The following is a 17,542-nucleotide window of genomic DNA, read 5'->3' on the forward strand; positions in this document are numbered from 1 at the left end:
AGCGCAGCGCAAGATGATGTCATTCGGGTGACAGCGGGCTAGGGGGACGTCCACGCATGGACTGGATGATCGCGACACCCCCGGATACTGCGGTCCGCTCAGGCCCTCGGCCATGGTGGGAAACGCGCGCGTTCGTTGCGGCGATGGTGGTGCTGTCGATCGTGCCACTGCTTTATCCGCCACTGCCGCCGTTGGTCGACCTGTTTGGCCACATGCTGCGTTATCGGGTGGAGCTGGACGGCGATTCGCCGCCGCTGTCGCGCTATTACGAGTTCAAGTGGGTGCTTGCCGGCAACCTTGGCGTCGACCTGCTGATCTATCCACTCGCCAAGCTGATCGGGCTGGAGCCGGCGGCCAAACTGATTGTTCTCACCATCCCGCCGATGACGGTCGCGGGCATGCTGTGGGTGGCGCGGGAAGTGCATTACCGCTTGCCGCCGACAGTGATGTTCGCGTTGCCGTTCGCCTACGGCCATCATTTCCTGTTCGGCTTCGTCAATTACGCACTGGCTATGGCGTTCGCATTCCTCGCGTTCGGACTGTGGCTGCGGCTTGGCCGATTGGGCAAGAGCAAGCTTCGCGCCGCGATCTTTGTCCCGATCTCGATCCTCGTCTGGCTGACCCATGCATTCGGCTGGGGCATGCTCGGCCTGTTGTGCTTCGCGGCGGAAGCGGTGCGGCAGCATGACCGCGGCCGGGGCTGGATCATGTCGGCTCCGCGCGCGGCCTTCCACTGCCTGTCGCTCTCGGTCCCGGTCCTTTTGATGCTGCTGTGGCGCGAAGGCGCCGGCGGGCTGACGCAGGACTGGTTCAACTGGAAGGGGAAGGGAAAGTGGTTCGAAATGGCGCTGCGGGACCGCTGGCGCAATTATGACCGGACCATGGTCGGGATCGCCGGCGCCGTGTTCCTCCTTGCGATCGTTCATCCGCGTCTGACACTGTCGCGGATGCTGTTCTTCACCATGCTGGTGCTGGGCGCGGCGTTCGTGGTGTTGCCGCGGATCATCTTCGGTTCGGCCTATGCCGACATGCGGCTGGTGCCGTTCCTGATTGCGGTCGGACTGCTTGCGATCCGCTTCAAGGGACCGACCCCGCCGCGGTTCGGCCAATGGCTGGCCTATGGCGCCCTCGCTTTCCTGCTGGTGCGGACCGCCACCGTGACCGCCAGCCTGGCAATCGCCGCAAACGACCAGCGCGAGAAGCTGGCTGCGCTCGACCGGGTGCCGAAGGGCGCGAGAGTGGTCACGCTGGTCGGGATCAGCTGCGCCGATCGCGGCTGGCCGCTGTGGCGTAACGCCCACCTCGGCGGCTTCGTGACGATCCGGCGCCACGGCTTCTCGAATAATCATTGGACGGTCGAGGGCGCCAAGCTGCTGACGGTGAGATACGCGCCGGCTGGCCTGTTTTCCAACGACCCGTCACAGCTGGTGCGGGACCCGCGCTGCCGCCTCAATCCGACTCCCGTGAACATTGCGCTTGCCGCGGTTCCGCGCCGGGCGTTCGACTATCTCTGGCTGCTCGATCCGCCTCCGTTCAATCCGGCGCTCCTCGCCGGGGCGGAGCCGGTCTGGCGCGGCAACAACCGGTCGGCCCTCTACCGCCTGCACCCGGCACAGGCTAACAGGCCGGCACCATGACCGGATTGTCCATTGTCGTCCCCTGCTTCAACGAGGAAGCCTGCCTTGACCTGCTCCACCGCCGGCTGACGGCTGCGGCGCGCTCAGCAATGGGCGAGGATTATGAGATCGTGCTGGTCAACGACGGCTCGCGCGACGACAGCTGGCCGATCATGCAGCGGCTGGCCGCGAGTGACCCGCATCTGGTCGCGATCGACCTGTCACGCAATCACGGCCACCAGCTCGCCCTGACGGCTGGCCTCGACCTGTGCCGGGGCGACAGGATCCTGATCATCGACGCCGACCTGCAGGATCCGCCCGAGCTGCTCGCGCCGATGCTGGAGACGATGGAGCGGCGCGGCGCCGACGTGGTCTACGGCGTGCGCAAGAGCCGGGCCGGGGAAACCCGCTTCAAGCGCGCAACCGCCCATGCCTTTTACCGCCTGCTGTCGCGGGCGACCGAAATCGACATTCCGCTCGACGCCGGTGATTTCCGGCTGATGAGCCGGCGGGCGCTGGACGTGCTGCTGGCCATGCCCGAGCAGGCCCGTTTCATCCGGGGAATGGTGGCGTGGATCGGCTTCCGCCAGATCCCGTTCGCCTACGACCGCGAGGAGCGCGCGGCCGGCGAAACCAAATATCCGCTGTCCAAGATGCTGCGCTTCGCCTTCGATGCGCTGACCGGTTTCTCCTCCGCCCCGCTGAAGCTTGCCAGCCACTTCGGCCTGCTGTTGTCGGCCGGATCGCTGCTGATCATCGTCTACATCCTCTATGCTTGGCTGTCGGGGCAGAGCGTGCAGGGCTGGACCTCGACCATGCTGATCGTGGTGATTCTCGGCGCGGTGCAGATGTTCGTGCTGGCGATGATGGGCGAGTATATCGGGCGGCTGTACAGCCAGGCCAAGCAGCGCCCGCTGTATATCGTCCAGTCGGTCGCAGGCGGCGGGCCGCCGCGGGACGGCCGCCTCGGTCAGGTCGCGGAGGCGACCGCGAACAGGGACAAGCCGGGCGGCAGCGGAACCCTGCCGATCAGGTGACGCTCCGCCGCGAAGGCGCGTTCCAGCGCGGCGTTGAGAGGAGCGGGCGGCAGCTTGTCATCGCTATCCTCCTTGCCGGTGATCTTTCCCGCCACCCGCGCCGCCACCGCGACCGGGAACAGCAGGCTGTTGAAATAACCGATCGCCTCCAGCTTCAGCGGTGAACCGTCGATCAGCCCCTTGAGCGCCGCCTTGGAATAGCGCCGCTGGTGATGGTTGACCTCGTCGTGAGCCGACCACATCCACTGGTGAGCGGGAACCGTCAGCACGAACTTGCCGCCGGGCTTGAGGCGCCGCGCGATGCTGGCCAACGCCGCAGAATCATCGGCAATGTGCTCGATCACGTCGAACGAGCCGATCAGGTCGAATGCCTGGTCGGGAACACCGTCGAGTGCCGGCAACGGTGCCGCGCCGACCGTGCGGCCGAGCCGCTCTTCCGCCATCGCGCGGGCGGCGGGGTCGACTTCGATCGCCTCGACCGAGCCAAATGCCGACAGCATCTCCAGGTTGTGGCCGGTGCCGCAGCCGATCTCCAGGATTTTGGCGCCTTGCGGCGGAAGCGCGCGGCGGCGGATCAGGGCTGCCAGGATTTCGCGCCGGGCCCGGTACCACCAATGCAATTGGTCGAGTTCGGCCATGCGATCGTAGACGACCCGTTCCATCAGCCAGCCCCCTGCAGCATCATGCAAACACCCACTGACGGTTGAGGGTAAAAGTAACCAGCGGCGTGACGAACAGCATCGGGACGATCGGCCACGCCGGGCTCAGCGCCAGCGGCTCGGTCAGCAGCCATACCCAGAAGCTGTTCAGCGCGAGGCTGAGCAGCGATACGACAACGAACTTGGCACCGGTCCCGCCCGTGCGCTCGCCGCCATGGTCCTTGAAGCTCCATCGGCTGTGCAGGACATACCCCGTCGCCATGGCAACAAGGTAGGCGAGCAGATTGCCAAGCTGCGGATGCCAGCGCAGCAGCAAGGCCACGATTGCATAAACGCCGACACCAAGCGCGGTGACCGTTGCGCCGCTCACCAGGAAGCGGAGCAGCTGGGCAAAGATGGTGCGGCGTTCGGGGGACAAGGTCGACAGCATGGCTCGATCTTGCCCTTTAGTGCCAACCGGCTAGAGCGCCAGCCCATATCGGCGGGGATGATCGGGGCATGAGCGGGTTTCTCGACTGGGCGGCGCGGCGGTGGCGCTGGATCGTGCTCTATGCGTGGATCCTCGGCTGCATCGTGCTGATCAACTCCAAGCTAGATGCCATCCGCCTGTTCGACCTGACCGACACGGACGACAACATGCGCATCGCGCAGGTGCGCGCGTGGCTGGCCGGTCAGGATTGGTTCGACCTGCGCCAGTACAAGCTTAACCCGCCCGATGGCGCCAACATCCATTGGTCGCACCTGGTGGACCTGCCGATCGCGGCCCTGATCACGGTTGGCAAGTGGTTCACCAGCGGCGCCCAGGCCGAGCGGCTGGCAGTGGCGGCGGCGCCGCTGATCCCATTCTTCCTGCTGATCACGGCGCTGGCACAGATCTGCCGCCGGCTGATTGCTCCGGCCGCGTTCCTCCTGATGTTTGTCGCCTTGTGGTTCGCCGGGTCGACGCTTGGCATGTTCCTGCCCAACCGTATCGATCACCACAACTGGCAGCTGACCCTGCTGGCGACGGCTCTGGTCGGACTGGCCGATCCGCATCGCCAGCGAGGCGGACTGGTGACCGGGATCGCCACCGCTTTGTCACTCAGCATCGGGCTGGAGATGCTGATCTATCTCGCGCTCGCCGGCGCGGCGCAGGTGCTGATGTGGGTCGACGACCGTGACCAGCGCGAGCGGCTGGGCGCCTACGCCATCGCACTCGCGGGGGGCACGGCGTTTGGCTTCCTGGTTTTCGCAAGCTACGCCAACCGCCTGCCGGTCTGCGACGCGCTATCCCCGGTATGGTTGTCGGACGCGCTGTTGGCGGGTGGAATGCTGGTCCTGCTCGCGTGGTGGTCGCCTGCGGACTGGCGCTGGCGTCTCGGTGCCGCAGCGGTGGCGGGGTTGGCGGTTGCCGCCTTCCACGCGCTGGCGTGGCCCACCTGCCTCAGCCGGCTTGAGGGCGTGTCGCCCGAAGTGGCCAAGCTGTGGCTCAACAATGTGCGCGAGGCCAAGCCGATCTACGAGCACAGCCCGCGGATCATGGTCAACGTGCTGACCCTGCCGGTTGCCGGGCTGATCGGCTGGGCGCTGCTGTTGTGGAACGTTCGAGGCAATCGCGACCTGCTGCGCCGAACGCTTGCGGTGGCGGCACTGTTCGCGACTGCCTTCCTTCTGCTTTTCTGGCAGACCCGCGCCGGGCCGGCGGCGCAGATGATGGCAGTCCCGGGGGCGGTCGCGTTCGTGTGGGTCCTGCTTCCGCTCACCTGGCGCGCTCGCAACTGGGCGGTGATGGCGGTCGGCTCGGCGGCGATCGTGGTGGTCGGCCTCGGCGGAGCGGCGCCGCTGCTTCTCGACACGGTAATGAAGACCAGGCCGACCAAGCGCGAGACGGCCGTTGCCCGCGCCAACCGCCTGTGCCCGTCGCTGCCGGCGATGCGGGCCGTGGCGCGACAGCCAAAAGGAATGGTCTTCACCTTTGTCGACCTGGCGCCGCGGATCATCAGCGTGACCCATCACAACTCGGTTGCGGGACCCTATCATCGCAATGGCCAGGCGATCCTCGACACGATGCTGCTGTTCCGCGGTTCGGCGGACCAGGCCCGGACCATCGCGGCCCGCTATCGCGCCGATTATCTGCTGATCTGCCCCAACATGAGCCAGGCGACCGTGTTCATGGCCGGTGCCCCGCAGGGCTTCTACGGCCAGCTGCAGCGCGGCCAGGTGCCCGGCTGGCTGCAGCCGGTCGACCTGGGCAAGGGCTCGCCGCTGCGAATGTGGCGGATCGTCGGCTAGGGATCAGGCGAGCGCCGGGAAGCTCTGCTTTAGCCCGTCGATCACGAACTGGGCCGCAAGCGCGGCCAGGATCACGCCGAGGATTCGGGTGATCATCGCTTCCACCTTGGCGCCGATCAGCTTCATCAGCGGTCCAGCCGCGAGCAGGGCGGCAAAGGTCAGCAGAAGGACCACGGTCATCGCCGCAAGCACGACGGCGCCCTCGAGCAGGCCCTGCGCGCGGGCCGTGAGCAGCATGATCGAGGCAATGGAGCCCGGCCCGGCGATCATCGGGATCGCCATCGGGAAGACCGAAATGTCCTCCTGCTCGGGCGTCTCCTCGATCTCGCGGGCGCGCTTCTCGCGGCGCTCGGTGCGCTTTTCGAACACCATCTCCAGCGCGATGATGAACAGCATGATCCCGCCCGCCAGACGAAAGCTGGCCAGGCTGATGCCGAGCGTCTTCAGCAGCGGCTCGCCGAGCAGGGCGAAGAACACCAGGATGCACCAGGCGACGATCGCCGACCGGATCGCCATGCGCCGCCGGTGCGCGGCGTCCGCGCCGCTGGTCAGCGAAGCGAAGATCGGCGCGCAGCCCGGTGGATCGATGATCACCGCAAGCGTGATGAAGGCGGTGGTGAACAGCTCGATCATGGCTTGGGGGCGGCGACCCTCTGCTCAAGCACGGTGACATAGCGGCGGCCGTTCCACAGCTGGGCCTGGAACCGGCGCGCACCGTTCTTGGCCACTCGCCATTCCCAGGTCAGCGTTCCATCGGCCGAGCGGCCCTGCCCGGCATCGCTGGGGGGCGAACCGGCAATCTGCGCCGTCGTCTTGGTTTCCGCACGGTAGGCCTTGGCAACCGCCTTGAGATTGGCGCAGCTGGCGCGGCGAACCGCCGGCTGGCGCGGCACCGAAATCGGGGCCTTGAGCTCGTCGCCCCCATCCACCGACCACTTCCACCCGCCATCCTTCTGGCGCACCCACACGGTCGTGAAGTAGCCGTGCTTGCCGGCGTTGCGCCACGGACCGGTGTTCACCGCCTGGTCGCCATCGCACGATACGAAGCTGCGCGCGGGCCACCATTGGACCGACCGCGGAGGGTTCTTGCGCCCCTTGAGGAACTCATGCGCCCAGACCGCCTGCGGATTGAACATGACCGCCGTCGGCTCGGCGTATTCGCGAAAGGCGGCCCACTGGCCCACCCGCTTGGCGCGAGCGGCAAAGGCCCGCTCGGCATCCACGGCGGTGGAGGCGGGCGCGGCCGCCGCAAGCAGCACGGCTATGATCATAGTCCCTCCGGAAGGTTGAGGCCGGCCCGGCGGTGGGCTGCGACGAGGGTGTTGCGAAGCAGCATGGCGATGGTCATCGGGCCGACGCCGCCGGGAACGGGGGTGATCGCCCCCGCCACCCTAGCCACCTCATCGAACGCCACATCCCCCACCAGGCGGGTCTTGCCGTCATTGGCGGGCACACGATTGATGCCGACGTCGATCACGGTCGCGCCCGGCTTGATCCAGTCCCCGCGAACCATCTCCGGCCGGCCGACCGCGGCGACGACGATGTCGGCGCGGCGAACGACCGCCGGCAGGTCGCGGGTGCGGCTGTGGGCGATGGTGACGGTGCAGCTCTCGCCAAGCAGCAGCATGGCCATCGGCTTGCCGACGATGTTGGAGCGGCCGATGACCACGGCTTCAAGGCCCGACAAGTCGCCGAGCTGCTGGGTCAGCAGATGCACGCAACCGAGCGGAGTGCATGGCACCAGCGCCTCAGCCCCGACCGCCAGCCGGCCGGTGTTGACCACATGGAAGCCGTCGACGTCCTTGTCGGGCGCGATTGCATCGATCACCCGGGCGGAGTCGATCTGAGCTGGTAGCGGCAGCTGCACCAGGATGCCATCGACATGGTCGTCGGCATTGAGCTTTGCCACCAGGTCGAGCAGGTCGCCTTCGCGCGTGTCCGCAGGCAGCTGGTGGGAAAAGCTCTGCATCCCGGCTTCGCGAGTCGCCTTGCCCTTGGCCCGGACATAGACGCCGCTTGCCGGATCCTCGCCGACCAGCACGGTGGCGAGACCTGCCTGGCGGCCAGTGCTGGCGTGAAAGAAGTCGGCGACATGGGCCAGCCGCTCCCGAAGCGCGGCAGCGGCGGCGCGACCGTCGATCGACGCCGCGGTCACGGCCTCAAACCGCGACGTCGCTGGCCAGACCGGCTAGCAGCATTCGGATGATGGAAATGGCGATCAGCAGCACGACCGGCGACAAGTCGAGCCCGCCAAAGTCGGGCATGATCTTGCGGATCGGGCGGTACAGCGGGTCGAGGAAGCGCTCGAGGCCCTGAAGGAAGCGGCGAACGCCTTCGCTGGACGTGTTGATGACGTTGAAGGCAACCAGCCAGCTCAGGACCACCTGGCCGATGACCAGCCAGGAGAGGACACGAAGCAGCAGATCGGCGATGTTGAAGAGCGCAAGAAGCATAGGCGCGGCTTAGCCGTCGAGCGTCTGGTGGGCAACACGGCCGCTCACGGCGCAAACCGGTGCGGCTGGGCCTCAGCCAGGACCACCGCGAAGTCGCGAGCATGGTCCGTCCACTCCGCAAGCGGGGTCCACCCGCCCGCCAGAAGCAGCATTCGTCCGCCGCGCGGGCCGTATTTGTGGCTGTTTTCGGTGTGGATGCTTGATCCGCCGGCGAAGCGAAAGGGGCGCCCTTCCACGGAGAAGTCCACGTCGCGCGTCGCCACCAGGTGCATTTCGATGCGAGACAGGATGTCGTTCCAGCGGGCCTCGTGCCGGAAAGCGTCCAGCGGGATCGTGCCGGCCAGCTCGCGGTTGATCCGGGTCAGCAGGTTGCAGTTGAACGCCGCGGTCACACCTTCGGCATCGTCGTAAGCGGCAATCAGCCGCTCGACCGGCTTGACCCGGTCCATGCCGATCAGCAGCAGCGCGCCGGTGCCCAAGGTCTCTCGGAAATGGCGCAACAGGTCGGTCGCGCTCCGGGGGACGAAATTGCCGATGGTGGAGCCGGGGAAAAAACCGAGCTTGGGCAGCGGAGCGGCCTCGGCGGGAAGTTCCAGCGAGTTGCCGAAATTCCCTTCCACTGGGTGGATGGGGAGATGCGGCAGCTTGACGGCCAGCTCGGCCGCGCTGGCCCGTAGATAATCGCCCGAAATGTCGATCGGCACATAAAGCGCGGGCTTGACCGCTTCCAGCAGGATCGGGGTCTTGGTCAGCGACCCGGCCCCGAACTCCACCACTGCCCGGCCCGGCCCCACCCGCGCAGCAATCTCCGGCATGATCCGCTCCAGCAGGGCGGTTTCGGTGCGGGTCGGGTAATAGGACTGCAGCCGGGTAATGGCATCGAACAACTCCGACCCGCGCTCGTCGTACAGCCAGCGGGCGGGAATGGCGCGCGAGACCTGGGAAAGGCCGCGAAGCACGTCGTCTCGGAAAGCCGGATCAGTTGTCACGGGCAAGCCGAACCCCGCTGAACTGCCACCGGGCCGAGGGCGGAAAGAAGTTGCGGTAGCTCGCCCGGCTGTGCCCGCGCGGAGTGGCGCAGCTTGCGCCCTTGAGGACGAACTGCCCGCACATGAACTTGCCGTTATACTCGCCGACGGTGCCTTCGGCAGGGTGGAAGCCCGGGTAAGGGAGGAAGGCCGAGCGGGTCCATTGCCAGACGTCGCCAAACAGCGCGCCACCGGGCTGCGGGATCACCGCTCCGGCGTCGTCGAGCTGATGGCCAAGATGCGGGTCGGCCCCTGCAGCGGCGCTTTCCCACTCCGCTTCGCCGGGCAGGCGTGCCCCGGCCCAGTTGGCAAATGCGTCCGCCTCAAAATAGCTGACGTGGGCCACCGGTGCGGCACGGTCGATCTCCCGCCGCCCCCCCAATGTGAAGGCGCTGCCCTCCTCGTGCCAGTAGAGCGGCCGTGCGATGTTCTCGCGCTGAACCCAGTCCCAGCCCTCGCTCAGCCACAGCCGCGGTTCGCGATAGCCGCCATCGGCGATGAACTGTTGCCATTCGCCATTGGTGACCGGCCGCTGGGCGAGCGCATGCGGATGCAGCAATTCGTGATGGTGCGGGCGCTCACTGTCGAACGCAAAGCCCGATCCGCCAGCGCCGATCTCCACGATCCCCTCGCGCCCGGCAAGCCAGGCCAGCGGCTCGGTCGCTCGACAGGCTACGGGCGGCAGTTGGCCATAGGCCGGCTCAAGCGGACTCTCGGCAAAGGACGCGAGAATGTCGGTCAGGAGGAGTTCCTGATGCTGCTGCTCGTGCTGGATGCCCAGCTCGACCAGCTTGAGCGCAGGCTCCGGCAGGTCGGGCAAGGCCTTTTCCAGCGCCTCGTCGACATGGTGCCGCCAGCCTCGTACCTCATCGAGCGAGGGGCGGCTGATCATCCCGCGCCGCGGCCGCGGATGCCGCTCGCCTTCGCCTTCGTAATAGCTGTTGAACAGGTAAGGGTAGCGGTCGTCGAACAGGCAGTAGCCCCGGACATGATCCCGCAGCACGAAGGTCTCGAAGAACCATGTGGTATGCGCCAGATGCCATTTCGCGGGGGACGCGTCGGGGTTCGGCTGGATCGTCGCGTCGGCGTCGGACAGCGGGTCTGCCAAGGCCAGAGTGAGCGATCGGGTCGCTAACAGGCGCGCGCTCAGAGAGTCTCCGGTCAGTGACCGCGAGTGGCGCCGGGTTGCCACAGCACATCTCCTCCCTCGCCCGCTGCCACGTGGCGGCCAGCAACGAACAGAAGGTCCGACAAGCGGTTGAGATATGCAAGGGCGACCGCGTTGACGGGTTCGCTCGCGGCCAACCCGACCGCGCCGCGTTCGGCGCGCCGGACAACCGCACGGGCGAGGTGCAAAGCGGCTATGGCCGGGGAGCCACCGGGCAGGATGAAGCTGGTCAGCGGCGCAAGGTCGGCGTTGAGCGCGTCGATCTCCTCCTCCAGCCGCTCGACCTGGCGCGCGACAATCCTGAGCGCGCCCTCGATGCCGTCCGGAGTGGCGATGTCAGCGCCAAGGTCGAAAAGCTCGTTCTGAATGCGAGTAAGACTTGCAGCGACGCCGGCGGCGGGATCGATCAGCGCCAGGGCGGCCCCTATCGCGCAATTGGCCTCGTCCACGTCGCCGATTGCGGCCATGCGCGCCGACGCCTTGCTCACCCGGCTGCCGTCGACCAGCCCCGCTTCGCCGGTGTCGCCGGTTCGGGTGTAGATCTTGTTGAGCTTGACCAGTGTCTAGCGTCCGCCACCTGCCAGCAGCAGGACCAGTGCCGCCAGCATGATCGCGACGCCCTGGTAGAGGACGCGCTTGCGCATCCATTGCTGCTGTTGCTCGCCGTTGCCGAGCTTGCCGGAGGCCATAGCCATGACGCCGCGCACCAGAGCGTAGGCGGTGAAGCCCATGGCGACGACGAGGAGGAGGATGAGGAGGGTGGACATGATCGCCTGTATCTAGGCGCTCGCGAAGCGAAAACCAGACGGCAGGCAATCTTTCGCAAGAGCCTCCGCGAGCGCTGGACCGTCCATCCCCGCGGCGCGCATCGCAGCCAGCGTCGGCGCCTGGTCGCGCTTGGCAAGGCGGCGGCCATCGTCGTGGGTGACGAGGCGGTGATGGAGGTAGGTCGGCTCCCGCAGCCCGAGCAGCAGCTGCAACAGCCGCTGCACCGGGGTGGACAGGCGCAGGTCCTGGCCGCGCACCACCAGCGTCACGTCGCTCGCCGCATCGTCGACCACGCAGGCGAGATGGTAAGAGGCGGGGGCGTCCTTGCGCGCGAGGATGGCGTCGCCGATCTGGTGCGGGCGGGCGACGAAGATGCGGCCGTCCACCTCGGTCCAGCTGGGTTGTCCCGCCAGATCCAGCGCCTTGCCGCTGTCCAGCCGCCAGCTGTGCGGCGTCGAGGAACGCCGGGCGGGGTCGTCCGCCAGTCCGCGGCAAGTGCCTGGGTAGCCGCTGGCGGCGTCGCCGTGCGGCGCAGTCAGGGAGGCTGCGATGTCGGCGCGGGTGCAGAAGCAGGGGTAGACCAGCCCCTCACCGCGCAATTGCTCGAGCGCGTCGGCGTAGAGCCGGAGCCGCCGAGATTGAACCAGGAGGTCGCCGTCCGCAGCCAGGCCGAGCCAGGCGAGGTCTTCAAGGATGCCGTCGACGAACTCGGGCCGGCTGCGGGTCGGGTCCAGATCCTCAAGCCTGACGCGCCAGGTGGCGGCCGCCCGGCGTCCAAGCACCGCACTGTAGGCATGGCCGAGGTGAAGCCGGCCAGTCGGCGAGGGCGCAAAGCGGCTGACGCTCACCTGCGCGAGCCCCCTTGACGACGATTCGCCAATGTCCGATTCATCACCATGTCACGTCGGGTTGGCATCCGGCTGGTCACAAGGGAAGATGGGCCACGCCCTCTCCTCCTTGCGTGCGACAGGGCCGGAGGCGGTTCGGGGCTCCCGAACGAAAGGCCTTGCGCGCTCGTGTACCACCCCGACGTCATCCGCCATCCCGACAGCTGTCCGGCGCTGGTGCTCAACGCGGACTACACCCCGCTGTCCTATTATCCGCTCAGTCTTTGGCCCTGGCAGACTGCGGTCAAGGCCATGTTCCTGGAGCGAGTGGACGTGGTCTCGCTCTACGAACGGGAGGTTCATTCGCCGAGCCATACGCTGAAGCTTCCTAGCGTGATCGCTCTTCGCCAATTTGTTCGCCCCAACGAATATCCGGCGTTCACCCGCTTCAACCTGTTCCTCCGCGACCGCTTCCGCTGCGTTTATTGCGGGTCGAGCAAGGAACTGACGTTCGACCATGTCGTGCCACGTGCACAGGGCGGGCGGACAACGTGGGAGAATGTCGCCACGGCCTGCGCACCGTGCAACCTCAAGAAAGGCGGCCGAACCCCGCGCCAGGCCGGGATGCCGATCCACCGTGAGCCGATACGCCCGACCAGCTGGCAGCTGCAGGACCATGGCAAGAGCTTCCCGCCCGGCTACCTCCACGAAAGCTGGCGCGATTACCTCTACTGGGACATCGAACTGGAGCCGTAGGGCACTCACGTCTTAGCGTCCCGTTAACCATTCGCGGTCACACTTGCCCGCATGGACCCGCACGCTCCCGCACCTGGCCGCATCGGCCCGCGAATTCTCGTGGTCAGCCAGAACCGCTCTCACCTGGCGGTGCTTGCCCGAAGACTGAGAGCGGAAGGTTATCAGATTGCCGCCGCGGACAGCGGTATAGCGGCGATCGCGGAGCTTCATCGCGCCCCCGCCGACCTCGTCCTTTCGGAGCTTGTCATGGTGCCGATGAGCGGCGTCGAGCTGACCCGCGCGGTTCGTGGCGAGACCGCCTGGCGCGACCTGCCGGTGATGCTGATCGCCGGCAGGGCCGAGCCGGACGGCGCCGTCCGGGCCTATGCGGCCGGGGCCGACGACGTCATCCTCAAACCATTCTTCTTCGAGATCCTCGCGGCTCGCATCGAGCGGCGCTTGGCGAGTGCCCATGCTCTGCGCCAATTGCGCGAGGATAATGCGACGCTGGACGCCCGTGTCGTCGAGCGCGCGATCGAACTTGGCGAGTTGCGCGATCGCTATCTCGCCAGCGAGGCGGAGCGGCGGCGGCTGGCCACGCTCATGCCCGTCCGATAGCCTCCCGCACTAAGGGCGCAAGGTCCTCCCGCTGCAGCGCCAGCGCGATGGTTGCCCGGACATACCCCGCGCGATCGCCGCAGTCGTGCCGCACCGCGTCGACCTTCACCGCATGGAACGGCTGGCGTCCGATCAGCTTGGCCATCGCGTCGGTGAGCTGGATTTCGCCGCCCGCACCGGGCTCCTGATCGTCCAGCACATGCATCACGTCCGGCTGCAGGATGTATCGACCGATCACGCCGAGCCGTGACGGCGCGACCTCCGGCTTCGGCTTCTCGACCAGCCCTCTGACTTCGGTGAGGTTGCCGTCCGTCGCGCCGGGCGTGACGATGCCGTAGCTCCCCGTCTTCTCGGCTGCGACTTCCTCGGCGCAGACGATATTTCCGCCGACCCGATTGTAGGCATCCACCATCTGCTTCAGCGCGCCGGGCGTGCCGGCCATCAAGTCGTCGGGCAACAGTACCGCGAACGGCTCGTCGCCCACCACATGCCGGGCGCACCACACCGCATGGCCAAGGCCGAGCGGTTGCTGCTGGCGGACGGTAATCAGCTCGCCGAACGGGACACGCGAAGATTCCAGCGGCTGCAGGCTCTTGCCCTTCTCGCGCATCGTCGTCTCGAGTTCGAAGCTCGTGTCGAAATAGTCGACCAGGCTCGACTTGCCGCGCCCGGTGACGAAGATCAGCTGCTCGATCCCGGCTTCGCGCGCCTCGTCGACGGCATATTGGATCAGCGGACGGTCGATCACCGTCAGCATCTCCTTGGGCATGGTCTTGGTCGCGGGGAGCAGTCGGGTCCCAAGGCCGGCAACGGGGAAGACGGCCTTGCGGAGGGGCTTGATGCTGTCGGTCATTGGGGTGTCGCGGGTCCTGCGTCGTCGGTTCGATCTTCTGCCTGGCCGTCGGTTTCGGCGACCGGAGCCGCGCCGCCGTCGGCCGGCGGCAAGTCAAAGCGGTCCGCCTGCCGAGGTTCCGACCGCCGCAGGATTTCGTCGACCCGCTCCGGCCGGGCGTAGGGCGGCGGGGTCAGCAGCTCGTCGGGCGTCGGAGTGGCCCGGGCCAGCTTGGGCTTGACGGGAAGCGGCTGGCCTGGAGGTGGACGCAGCTCACCGACATTGCCGCAGCCGGCGAGCAGCAGGGCCAGAGCGCCCGCCGCTGCGTGGCGCTTTCCCTTTGCTTCACGCCTGTTTAGGGCGGCGGCCATGCGCGGACACATCCTCCTCATGGGCCTGCTCGCCCTTTCCGCATGCGATAGGCAAAACCTGCAGGAGCGGCAAGAAGCGGTCGCCGATCGCGCCGGGCCCAAGGTTGGCCTCGATCGCACTCACGCCGGCAAGCCGATGCCCACGGTCGCCTTCCGCGATCCCGACGGGCAGGAAACCAGCCTCGCCGCATTCTCGGGCAAGCCGCTGCTGCTGAACTTGTGGGCGACATGGTGCGCACCGTGCATCAAAGAATTGCCCACGCTGGACGCTCTGGCCAGCCGCCCCGGAGCGCCGCAGGTGCTGGCCTTGTCGCAGGACATGGGGGCGCAGCCGAAGGTGGAGGCATTCCTCGCCGAGAAGAAGATTGGACTGGAGCCGTACCAGGACCCAGACATGGCAATCAGCGGCGAGATTGGCGCCAAGATCCTGCCCACGACAATCCTGTACGACGCAAGCGGGCGAGAAGTGTGGCGCTACACTGGCGACTTGGACTGGAGCGGGGTGGAAGCACAGTCCTTGATCGGGGAGGCGCGGTAGCGCCTGACAGCCGCGAGTAGCCGTCCGTCTATCGCCGCCAGACCCGCTCCGATCAGGAACAGCCCCGCGATCTGGCTCGCGCCGAACCGTTCGCCGAACGCCAGCGCGCCCGCCACGAGGGCGACCGGCGGAACCAGCAGGGTGACGAGCAGCGAGTTGGTGGCCCCGGCCCGCTCGATCAGGCGGAAGAAGATGACGTAGGCCAGGGCCGAGCAAACGACGGCCAGCACCGCGACCGCTCCCCAGGCAGCAAAAGCGGTCGGCAAACCGAGCCAGGGCCGATCCACCAGCAACGCCACCGGAGTGAGAATTGCCGTACCAGCAATGAATTGGGCAGTGGTCAGTTCAAGTGGGCCCACGCCAAGCCGCTTGAACCGGCGGGCGTGGATCCCGGCGAGGGCATAAAGCAGGGATGCGAGCAGGCACGCCAGCTGCGCCACTAGCTGGTTGCCTCCGTCTCCGGCCAACTGGGGCCCGATCATGATCGACACGCCGGCGAACCCGACCAGCACCCCGCCAAGCCGGGCGGAGGTGATCCGTTCGTCGGCCGTCAGGAAATGGGCCGCGACAACGCCGAAGATCGGGGTTGTCGCTTGCAGGATGGCGGCGAGCCCGCTGGCAATATGCTTCTGTCCCCAGCCGAACAGCAGGAAGGGAATGACGTTGTTGAGCAGGGCCAGCACGCCAACCGATGCCCATAGGGAAAAGCTCAGGGGAAGCCGCTTGCCGCTCACCTTGAGGATCACAAGCGCGGTGAGGGCGGCCATGGCGATGCGCAGCCAGACGTAGGTCACCGGCGGGAAGGACGCGACCGCCACCTTGATGAACATGAAGGCGCAGCCCCAGACCAGGGCGAGGCCGAGCAGCATGGCCCATTCGGTTCGGCCCATTTGCGGCGCCACGACAGAGGCCTTGGCCGGTGCCAGAGCGGTGTCCGCGGCCGGACGTTCGGGGTCGAATAGGGCCATTGATCCTGCTTAGAGGTGCGCCCCAAGGCCCGCCAATCGAAGAGCGGACGGAGTGCATAAGCTCAGCTGATGCCTAGTCGCGCAGCAATTCGTTGATGCTCGTCTTGCTCCGGGTCCGCTCGTCGACCCGCTTGACGATCACCGCGCAGGCGAGACCCGGGCCGCCATCCTTGCCCGGCAACGTGCCGGGCACCACGACCGAATAAGCGGGCACGCGTCCGTAGATCACCTCCCCGCTCGCGCGGTCGACGATCTTGGTGCTGGCGCCCAGGAACACGCCCATCGACAGGACTGCGCCCTGTTCCACGACGACGCCTTCCGCGACTTCGGAGCGGGCACCGATGAAGCAATCGTCCTCGATGATCACCGGTCCCGCCTGAAGCGGCTCCAGCACCCCGCCGATTCCGGCGCCGCCCGAGATATGCACGTTGCGGCCGATCTGCGCGCAGCTGCCGACCGTGGCCCAGGTGTCGACCATCGTGCCCTCCCCGACCCGCGCGCCGATGTTGACGAAGCTCGGCATCAGCACCGCGCCAGGAGCGACATAAGCGCCGCCGCGAACGATCGCGCCGGGGACCGCGCGAAAGGCCGCCGCCTTGAACTCGCCTTCGCTCCAGCCCGCGAACTTGCTTGGCACCTTGTCCCACCAGGACGATGCGCCGGGTCCGCCGGTGATCATCTCCATCGGGTTGAGTCGGAAGCTCAGCAGCACCGCTTTCTTCAGCCATTGATGGACGACCCACTCGCCATCAACCTTCTCGGCGATCCGCGCTTCGCCGCTGTCCAGCGCCGCGATTGCCCGGTCGACGGCGATTCGAACCTCGCCCCTGGTCTCCGCACCGACTCCGTCCCGCGCGTCCCACGCAGCGTCGACGGTCTGCTGCAAGTCGTTGATCATTCCACGTCTCCAAGAAGCTCGTCGAGCCATTCGCCTACGTCGGTGATGGTCAGGTCGATGTGGCCCTCATCGGCCAGGTGGTTGCCGCGCTCGGAGCCATTGTCGACCCACACCGTGGTCATGCCGAGTGCCTTGGCGGGCTTGAGGTTCTGCGCCATGTCCTCGACCAGAACGGCGGCGGCGGGATCGATCCCGAACCGCTCGCACAGCAGCTTGTAGCCGTGCGGATCCGGCTTCGGCTTCAACTCCGAGGCATGAATGTCGTGCAAATGCTCGAAATGCTCGTGGATGCCGATCGCCTGCAGCACGCGCCTCGCGTACGGTGCATCGCCGTTGGTGAAGATGAACTTTCGCCCCGGCAGCCGACCGAGGCCGCGGGCGAGCCGCGGGTCGGGAGCGACGCGGTCCATCGGGATCGCATGGACGTCGGCCAGGAAGTGATGCGGGTCGACCTGGTGCTCGGCCATCAGCCCCGCAAGCGTGGTGCCGTGGGCATGGAAGTGCGCCTTCTGCACCCGCCGCGCTTCGTCAGGTTCGCATTGCAGCAACGCCTGGATGTACGCGCCCATCCGCTCGTCGATCAGAGCGAAGAGCCCGGTGGACGCCGGATACAGGCAGTTGTCGAGATCGAAGATCCAGTCGGCGACATGGCCAAAGGTGGGCTGGTAGCGCGGATTCATGACTGCGCCGAGCCGCCTAGCCCCTTGTCAGGGGGGCTGCAAAGTGAAAGCTTCCGTTAAGCATATCTTGCATAT

Annotated in this window: 22 protein-coding genes; 6 read left to right on the forward strand and 16 right to left on the reverse strand. The window is 67.0% G+C overall.

Features of this window, described 5'->3' with window-relative positions:
- The first annotated feature begins 56 nt into the window (after positions 1-56).
- Positions 57-1,637 carry a hypothetical protein gene (locus ACFQPG_RS03235; protein WP_380810246.1) on the forward strand — a complete coding sequence of 527 codons (1,581 nt, stop codon included), beginning with the start codon at positions 57-59 and terminating at the stop codon, positions 1,635-1,637.
- A complete protein-coding gene (locus tag ACFQPG_RS03240) occupies positions 1,634-2,653 on the forward strand; it encodes a glycosyltransferase family 2 protein (protein WP_380810248.1) in 1,020 nt (339 codons plus the stop codon). The genes ACFQPG_RS03235 and ACFQPG_RS03240 overlap by 4 nt, the downstream gene beginning before the upstream one ends.
- Here the strand turns inward: ACFQPG_RS03240 and ACFQPG_RS03245 are convergent.
- Together ACFQPG_RS03245 and ACFQPG_RS03250 are read right to left on the reverse strand one after the other, a co-directional pair.
- The gene (locus ACFQPG_RS03245; protein WP_380810250.1) at positions 2,587-3,315 is read right to left on the reverse strand and encodes a class I SAM-dependent methyltransferase; all 729 of its coding nucleotides are present in this window, start codon (positions 3,313-3,315) and stop codon (positions 2,587-2,589) included. The genes ACFQPG_RS03240 and ACFQPG_RS03245 overlap by 67 nt on opposite strands.
- A gap of 19 nt (positions 3,316-3,334) precedes the next feature.
- Entirely contained in the window at positions 3,335-3,742 is a 408-nt protein-coding gene (locus ACFQPG_RS03250; protein ID WP_380810251.1) for a GtrA family protein, read from the reverse strand.
- A 68-nt stretch (positions 3,743-3,810) separates the two neighbouring features.
- Here ACFQPG_RS03250 and ACFQPG_RS03255 point away from each other — a divergent pair, with 68 nt between their 5' ends.
- On the forward strand, positions 3,811-5,583 hold the full coding sequence (locus tag ACFQPG_RS03255; RefSeq protein ID WP_380810253.1) for an AcrB/AcrD/AcrF family protein: 1,773 nt from the start codon (positions 3,811-3,813) through the stop codon (positions 5,581-5,583).
- Between the two features lie 3 nt (positions 5,584-5,586).
- Here the strand turns inward: ACFQPG_RS03255 and ACFQPG_RS03260 are convergent, their stop codons facing one another.
- The 9 genes from ACFQPG_RS03260 to gluQRS are packed head-to-tail and all read right to left on the reverse strand — an operon-like array spanning position 5,587 to position 11,848.
- Positions 5,587-6,216, reverse strand: coding sequence for a MarC family protein (locus ACFQPG_RS03260; RefSeq protein ID WP_380810255.1), 630 nt, complete (start codon positions 6,214-6,216; stop codon positions 5,587-5,589).
- Positions 6,213-6,854 (reverse strand): hypothetical protein, encoded by a 642-nt coding sequence (locus ACFQPG_RS03265; protein WP_380810257.1) that lies wholly within the window; start codon positions 6,852-6,854, stop codon positions 6,213-6,215. Before ACFQPG_RS03265 ends, ACFQPG_RS03260 begins: the two co-directional genes overlap by 4 nt.
- Positions 6,851-7,738, reverse strand: a complete 888-nt coding sequence (gene folD / locus ACFQPG_RS03270) for a bifunctional methylenetetrahydrofolate dehydrogenase/methenyltetrahydrofolate cyclohydrolase FolD (RefSeq protein ID WP_380810259.1) — start codon at positions 7,736-7,738, stop codon at positions 6,851-6,853. Before folD ends, ACFQPG_RS03265 begins: the two co-directional genes overlap by 4 nt.
- Before the next feature lie 4 nt (positions 7,739-7,742).
- Positions 7,743-8,036, reverse strand: coding sequence for a YggT family protein (locus ACFQPG_RS03275; protein ID WP_380810261.1), 294 nt, complete (start codon positions 8,034-8,036; stop codon positions 7,743-7,745).
- 44 nt (positions 8,037-8,080) lie between these two features.
- Positions 8,081-8,995 carry an L-histidine N(alpha)-methyltransferase gene (gene egtD / locus ACFQPG_RS03280; protein ID WP_380810263.1) on the reverse strand — a complete coding sequence of 305 codons (915 nt, stop codon included), beginning with the start codon at positions 8,993-8,995 and terminating at the stop codon, positions 8,081-8,083.
- Positions 8,996-9,014: 19 nt separating this feature from the next.
- Positions 9,015-10,172, reverse strand: a complete 1,158-nt coding sequence (gene egtB, locus ACFQPG_RS03285; RefSeq protein ID WP_380810265.1) for an ergothioneine biosynthesis protein EgtB — start codon at positions 10,170-10,172, stop codon at positions 9,015-9,017.
- A gap of 53 nt (positions 10,173-10,225) precedes the next feature.
- The gene (locus tag ACFQPG_RS03290) at positions 10,226-10,792 is read right to left on the reverse strand and encodes a cob(I)yrinic acid a,c-diamide adenosyltransferase (protein ID WP_380811691.1); all 567 of its coding nucleotides are present in this window, start codon (positions 10,790-10,792) and stop codon (positions 10,226-10,228) included.
- Positions 10,793-10,795: 3 nt separating this feature from the next.
- Positions 10,796-10,999, reverse strand: coding sequence for an HIG1 domain-containing protein (locus ACFQPG_RS03295; RefSeq protein WP_380810266.1), 204 nt, complete (start codon positions 10,997-10,999; stop codon positions 10,796-10,798).
- Positions 11,000-11,011: 12 nt separating this feature from the next.
- Entirely contained in the window at positions 11,012-11,848 is an 837-nt protein-coding gene (gene gluQRS, locus ACFQPG_RS03300; RefSeq protein ID WP_380810267.1) for a tRNA glutamyl-Q(34) synthetase GluQRS, read from the reverse strand.
- Between the two features lie 168 nt (positions 11,849-12,016).
- Between gluQRS and ACFQPG_RS03305 the strand changes: the two genes are divergently transcribed.
- Together ACFQPG_RS03305 and ACFQPG_RS03310 are read left to right on the forward strand one after the other, a co-directional pair.
- On the forward strand, positions 12,017-12,583 hold the full coding sequence (locus ACFQPG_RS03305; protein WP_380810269.1) for an HNH endonuclease: 567 nt from the start codon (positions 12,017-12,019) through the stop codon (positions 12,581-12,583).
- A 51-nt stretch (positions 12,584-12,634) separates the two neighbouring features.
- Positions 12,635-13,180 (forward strand): PleD family two-component system response regulator, encoded by a 546-nt coding sequence (locus ACFQPG_RS03310; RefSeq protein ID WP_380810271.1) that lies wholly within the window; start codon positions 12,635-12,637, stop codon positions 13,178-13,180.
- Here the strand turns inward: ACFQPG_RS03310 and galU are convergent.
- Entirely contained in the window at positions 13,164-14,033 is an 870-nt protein-coding gene (gene galU / locus ACFQPG_RS03315) for a UTP--glucose-1-phosphate uridylyltransferase GalU (protein WP_380810273.1), read from the reverse strand. The genes ACFQPG_RS03310 and galU overlap by 17 nt on opposite strands.
- Positions 14,030-14,383: a hypothetical protein gene (locus ACFQPG_RS03320; RefSeq protein WP_380810275.1), complete on the reverse strand. Its 354-nt coding sequence runs from the start codon at positions 14,381-14,383 to the stop codon at positions 14,030-14,032. Before ACFQPG_RS03320 ends, galU begins: the two co-directional genes overlap by 4 nt.
- Between ACFQPG_RS03320 and ACFQPG_RS03325 the strand changes: the two genes are divergently transcribed.
- Positions 14,382-14,921, forward strand: a complete 540-nt coding sequence (locus tag ACFQPG_RS03325) for a TlpA family protein disulfide reductase (RefSeq protein WP_380810277.1) — start codon at positions 14,382-14,384, stop codon at positions 14,919-14,921. The two genes, ACFQPG_RS03320 and ACFQPG_RS03325, sit on opposite strands and share 2 nt — an antisense overlap.
- Here the strand turns inward: ACFQPG_RS03325 and ACFQPG_RS03330 are convergent.
- The 3 genes from ACFQPG_RS03330 to ACFQPG_RS03340 form a co-directional block, all read right to left on the reverse strand.
- Positions 14,858-15,889 carry a DMT family transporter gene (locus ACFQPG_RS03330; protein WP_380810279.1) on the reverse strand — a complete coding sequence of 344 codons (1,032 nt, stop codon included), beginning with the start codon at positions 15,887-15,889 and terminating at the stop codon, positions 14,858-14,860. The two genes, ACFQPG_RS03325 and ACFQPG_RS03330, sit on opposite strands and share 64 nt — an antisense overlap.
- 73 nt (positions 15,890-15,962) lie before the next feature.
- A complete protein-coding gene (gene dapD / locus ACFQPG_RS03335) occupies positions 15,963-16,787 on the reverse strand; it encodes a 2,3,4,5-tetrahydropyridine-2,6-dicarboxylate N-succinyltransferase (RefSeq protein WP_380810281.1) in 825 nt (274 codons plus the stop codon).
- Complete coding sequence (locus tag ACFQPG_RS03340; protein ID WP_380810282.1) at positions 16,784-17,467, reverse strand: pyrimidine 5'-nucleotidase; 684 nt, start codon at positions 17,465-17,467, stop codon at positions 16,784-16,786. The genes dapD and ACFQPG_RS03340 overlap by 4 nt, the downstream gene beginning before the upstream one ends.
- Between the last annotated feature and the right edge of the window lie 75 nt (positions 17,468-17,542).

The sequence above is a fragment of the Sphingomonas sp. GCM10030256 genome, assembly GCF_042666415.1.
Lineage (GTDB): Bacteria > Pseudomonadota > Alphaproteobacteria > Sphingomonadales > Sphingomonadaceae > Sphingomicrobium.

Excerpts from the sequence above, each read along its gene's own strand:
- ACFQPG_RS03235 (WP_380810246.1), top strand. The coding sequence starts at position 57 with ATGGACTGGATGATCGCGACACCCCCGGATACTGCGGTCCGCTCAGGC.
- ACFQPG_RS03240 (WP_380810248.1), top strand. The coding sequence starts at position 1,634 with ATGACCGGATTGTCCATTGTCGTCCCCTGCTTCAACGAGGAAGCCTGC.
- ACFQPG_RS03245 (WP_380810250.1), bottom strand. The coding sequence starts at position 3,315 with ATGGAACGGGTCGTCTACGATCGCATGGCCGAACTCGACCAATTGCAT.
- ACFQPG_RS03250 (WP_380810251.1), bottom strand. The coding sequence starts at position 3,742 with ATGCTGTCGACCTTGTCCCCCGAACGCCGCACCATCTTTGCCCAGCTG.
- ACFQPG_RS03255 (WP_380810253.1), top strand. The coding sequence starts at position 3,811 with ATGAGCGGGTTTCTCGACTGGGCGGCGCGGCGGTGGCGCTGGATCGTG.
- ACFQPG_RS03260 (WP_380810255.1), bottom strand. The coding sequence starts at position 6,216 with ATGATCGAGCTGTTCACCACCGCCTTCATCACGCTTGCGGTGATCATC.
- ACFQPG_RS03265 (WP_380810257.1), bottom strand. The coding sequence starts at position 6,854 with ATGATCATAGCCGTGCTGCTTGCGGCGGCCGCGCCCGCCTCCACCGCC.
- ACFQPG_RS03275 (WP_380810261.1), bottom strand. The coding sequence starts at position 8,036 with ATGCTTCTTGCGCTCTTCAACATCGCCGATCTGCTGCTTCGTGTCCTC.
- ACFQPG_RS03295 (WP_380810266.1), bottom strand. The coding sequence starts at position 10,999 with ATGTCCACCCTCCTCATCCTCCTCCTCGTCGTCGCCATGGGCTTCACC.
- ACFQPG_RS03310 (WP_380810271.1), top strand. The coding sequence starts at position 12,635 with ATGGACCCGCACGCTCCCGCACCTGGCCGCATCGGCCCGCGAATTCTC.
- galU (WP_380810273.1), bottom strand. The coding sequence starts at position 14,033 with ATGACCGACAGCATCAAGCCCCTCCGCAAGGCCGTCTTCCCCGTTGCC.
- ACFQPG_RS03325 (WP_380810277.1), top strand. The coding sequence starts at position 14,382 with ATGCGCGGACACATCCTCCTCATGGGCCTGCTCGCCCTTTCCGCATGC.
- ACFQPG_RS03320 (WP_380810275.1), bottom strand. The coding sequence starts at position 14,383 with ATGGCCGCCGCCCTAAACAGGCGTGAAGCAAAGGGAAAGCGCCACGCA.
- ACFQPG_RS03330 (WP_380810279.1), bottom strand. The coding sequence starts at position 15,889 with ATGGCCCTATTCGACCCCGAACGTCCGGCCGCGGACACCGCTCTGGCA.
- dapD (WP_380810281.1), bottom strand. The coding sequence starts at position 16,787 with ATGATCAACGACTTGCAGCAGACCGTCGACGCTGCGTGGGACGCGCGG.
- ACFQPG_RS03340 (WP_380810282.1), bottom strand. The coding sequence starts at position 17,467 with ATGAATCCGCGCTACCAGCCCACCTTTGGCCATGTCGCCGACTGGATC.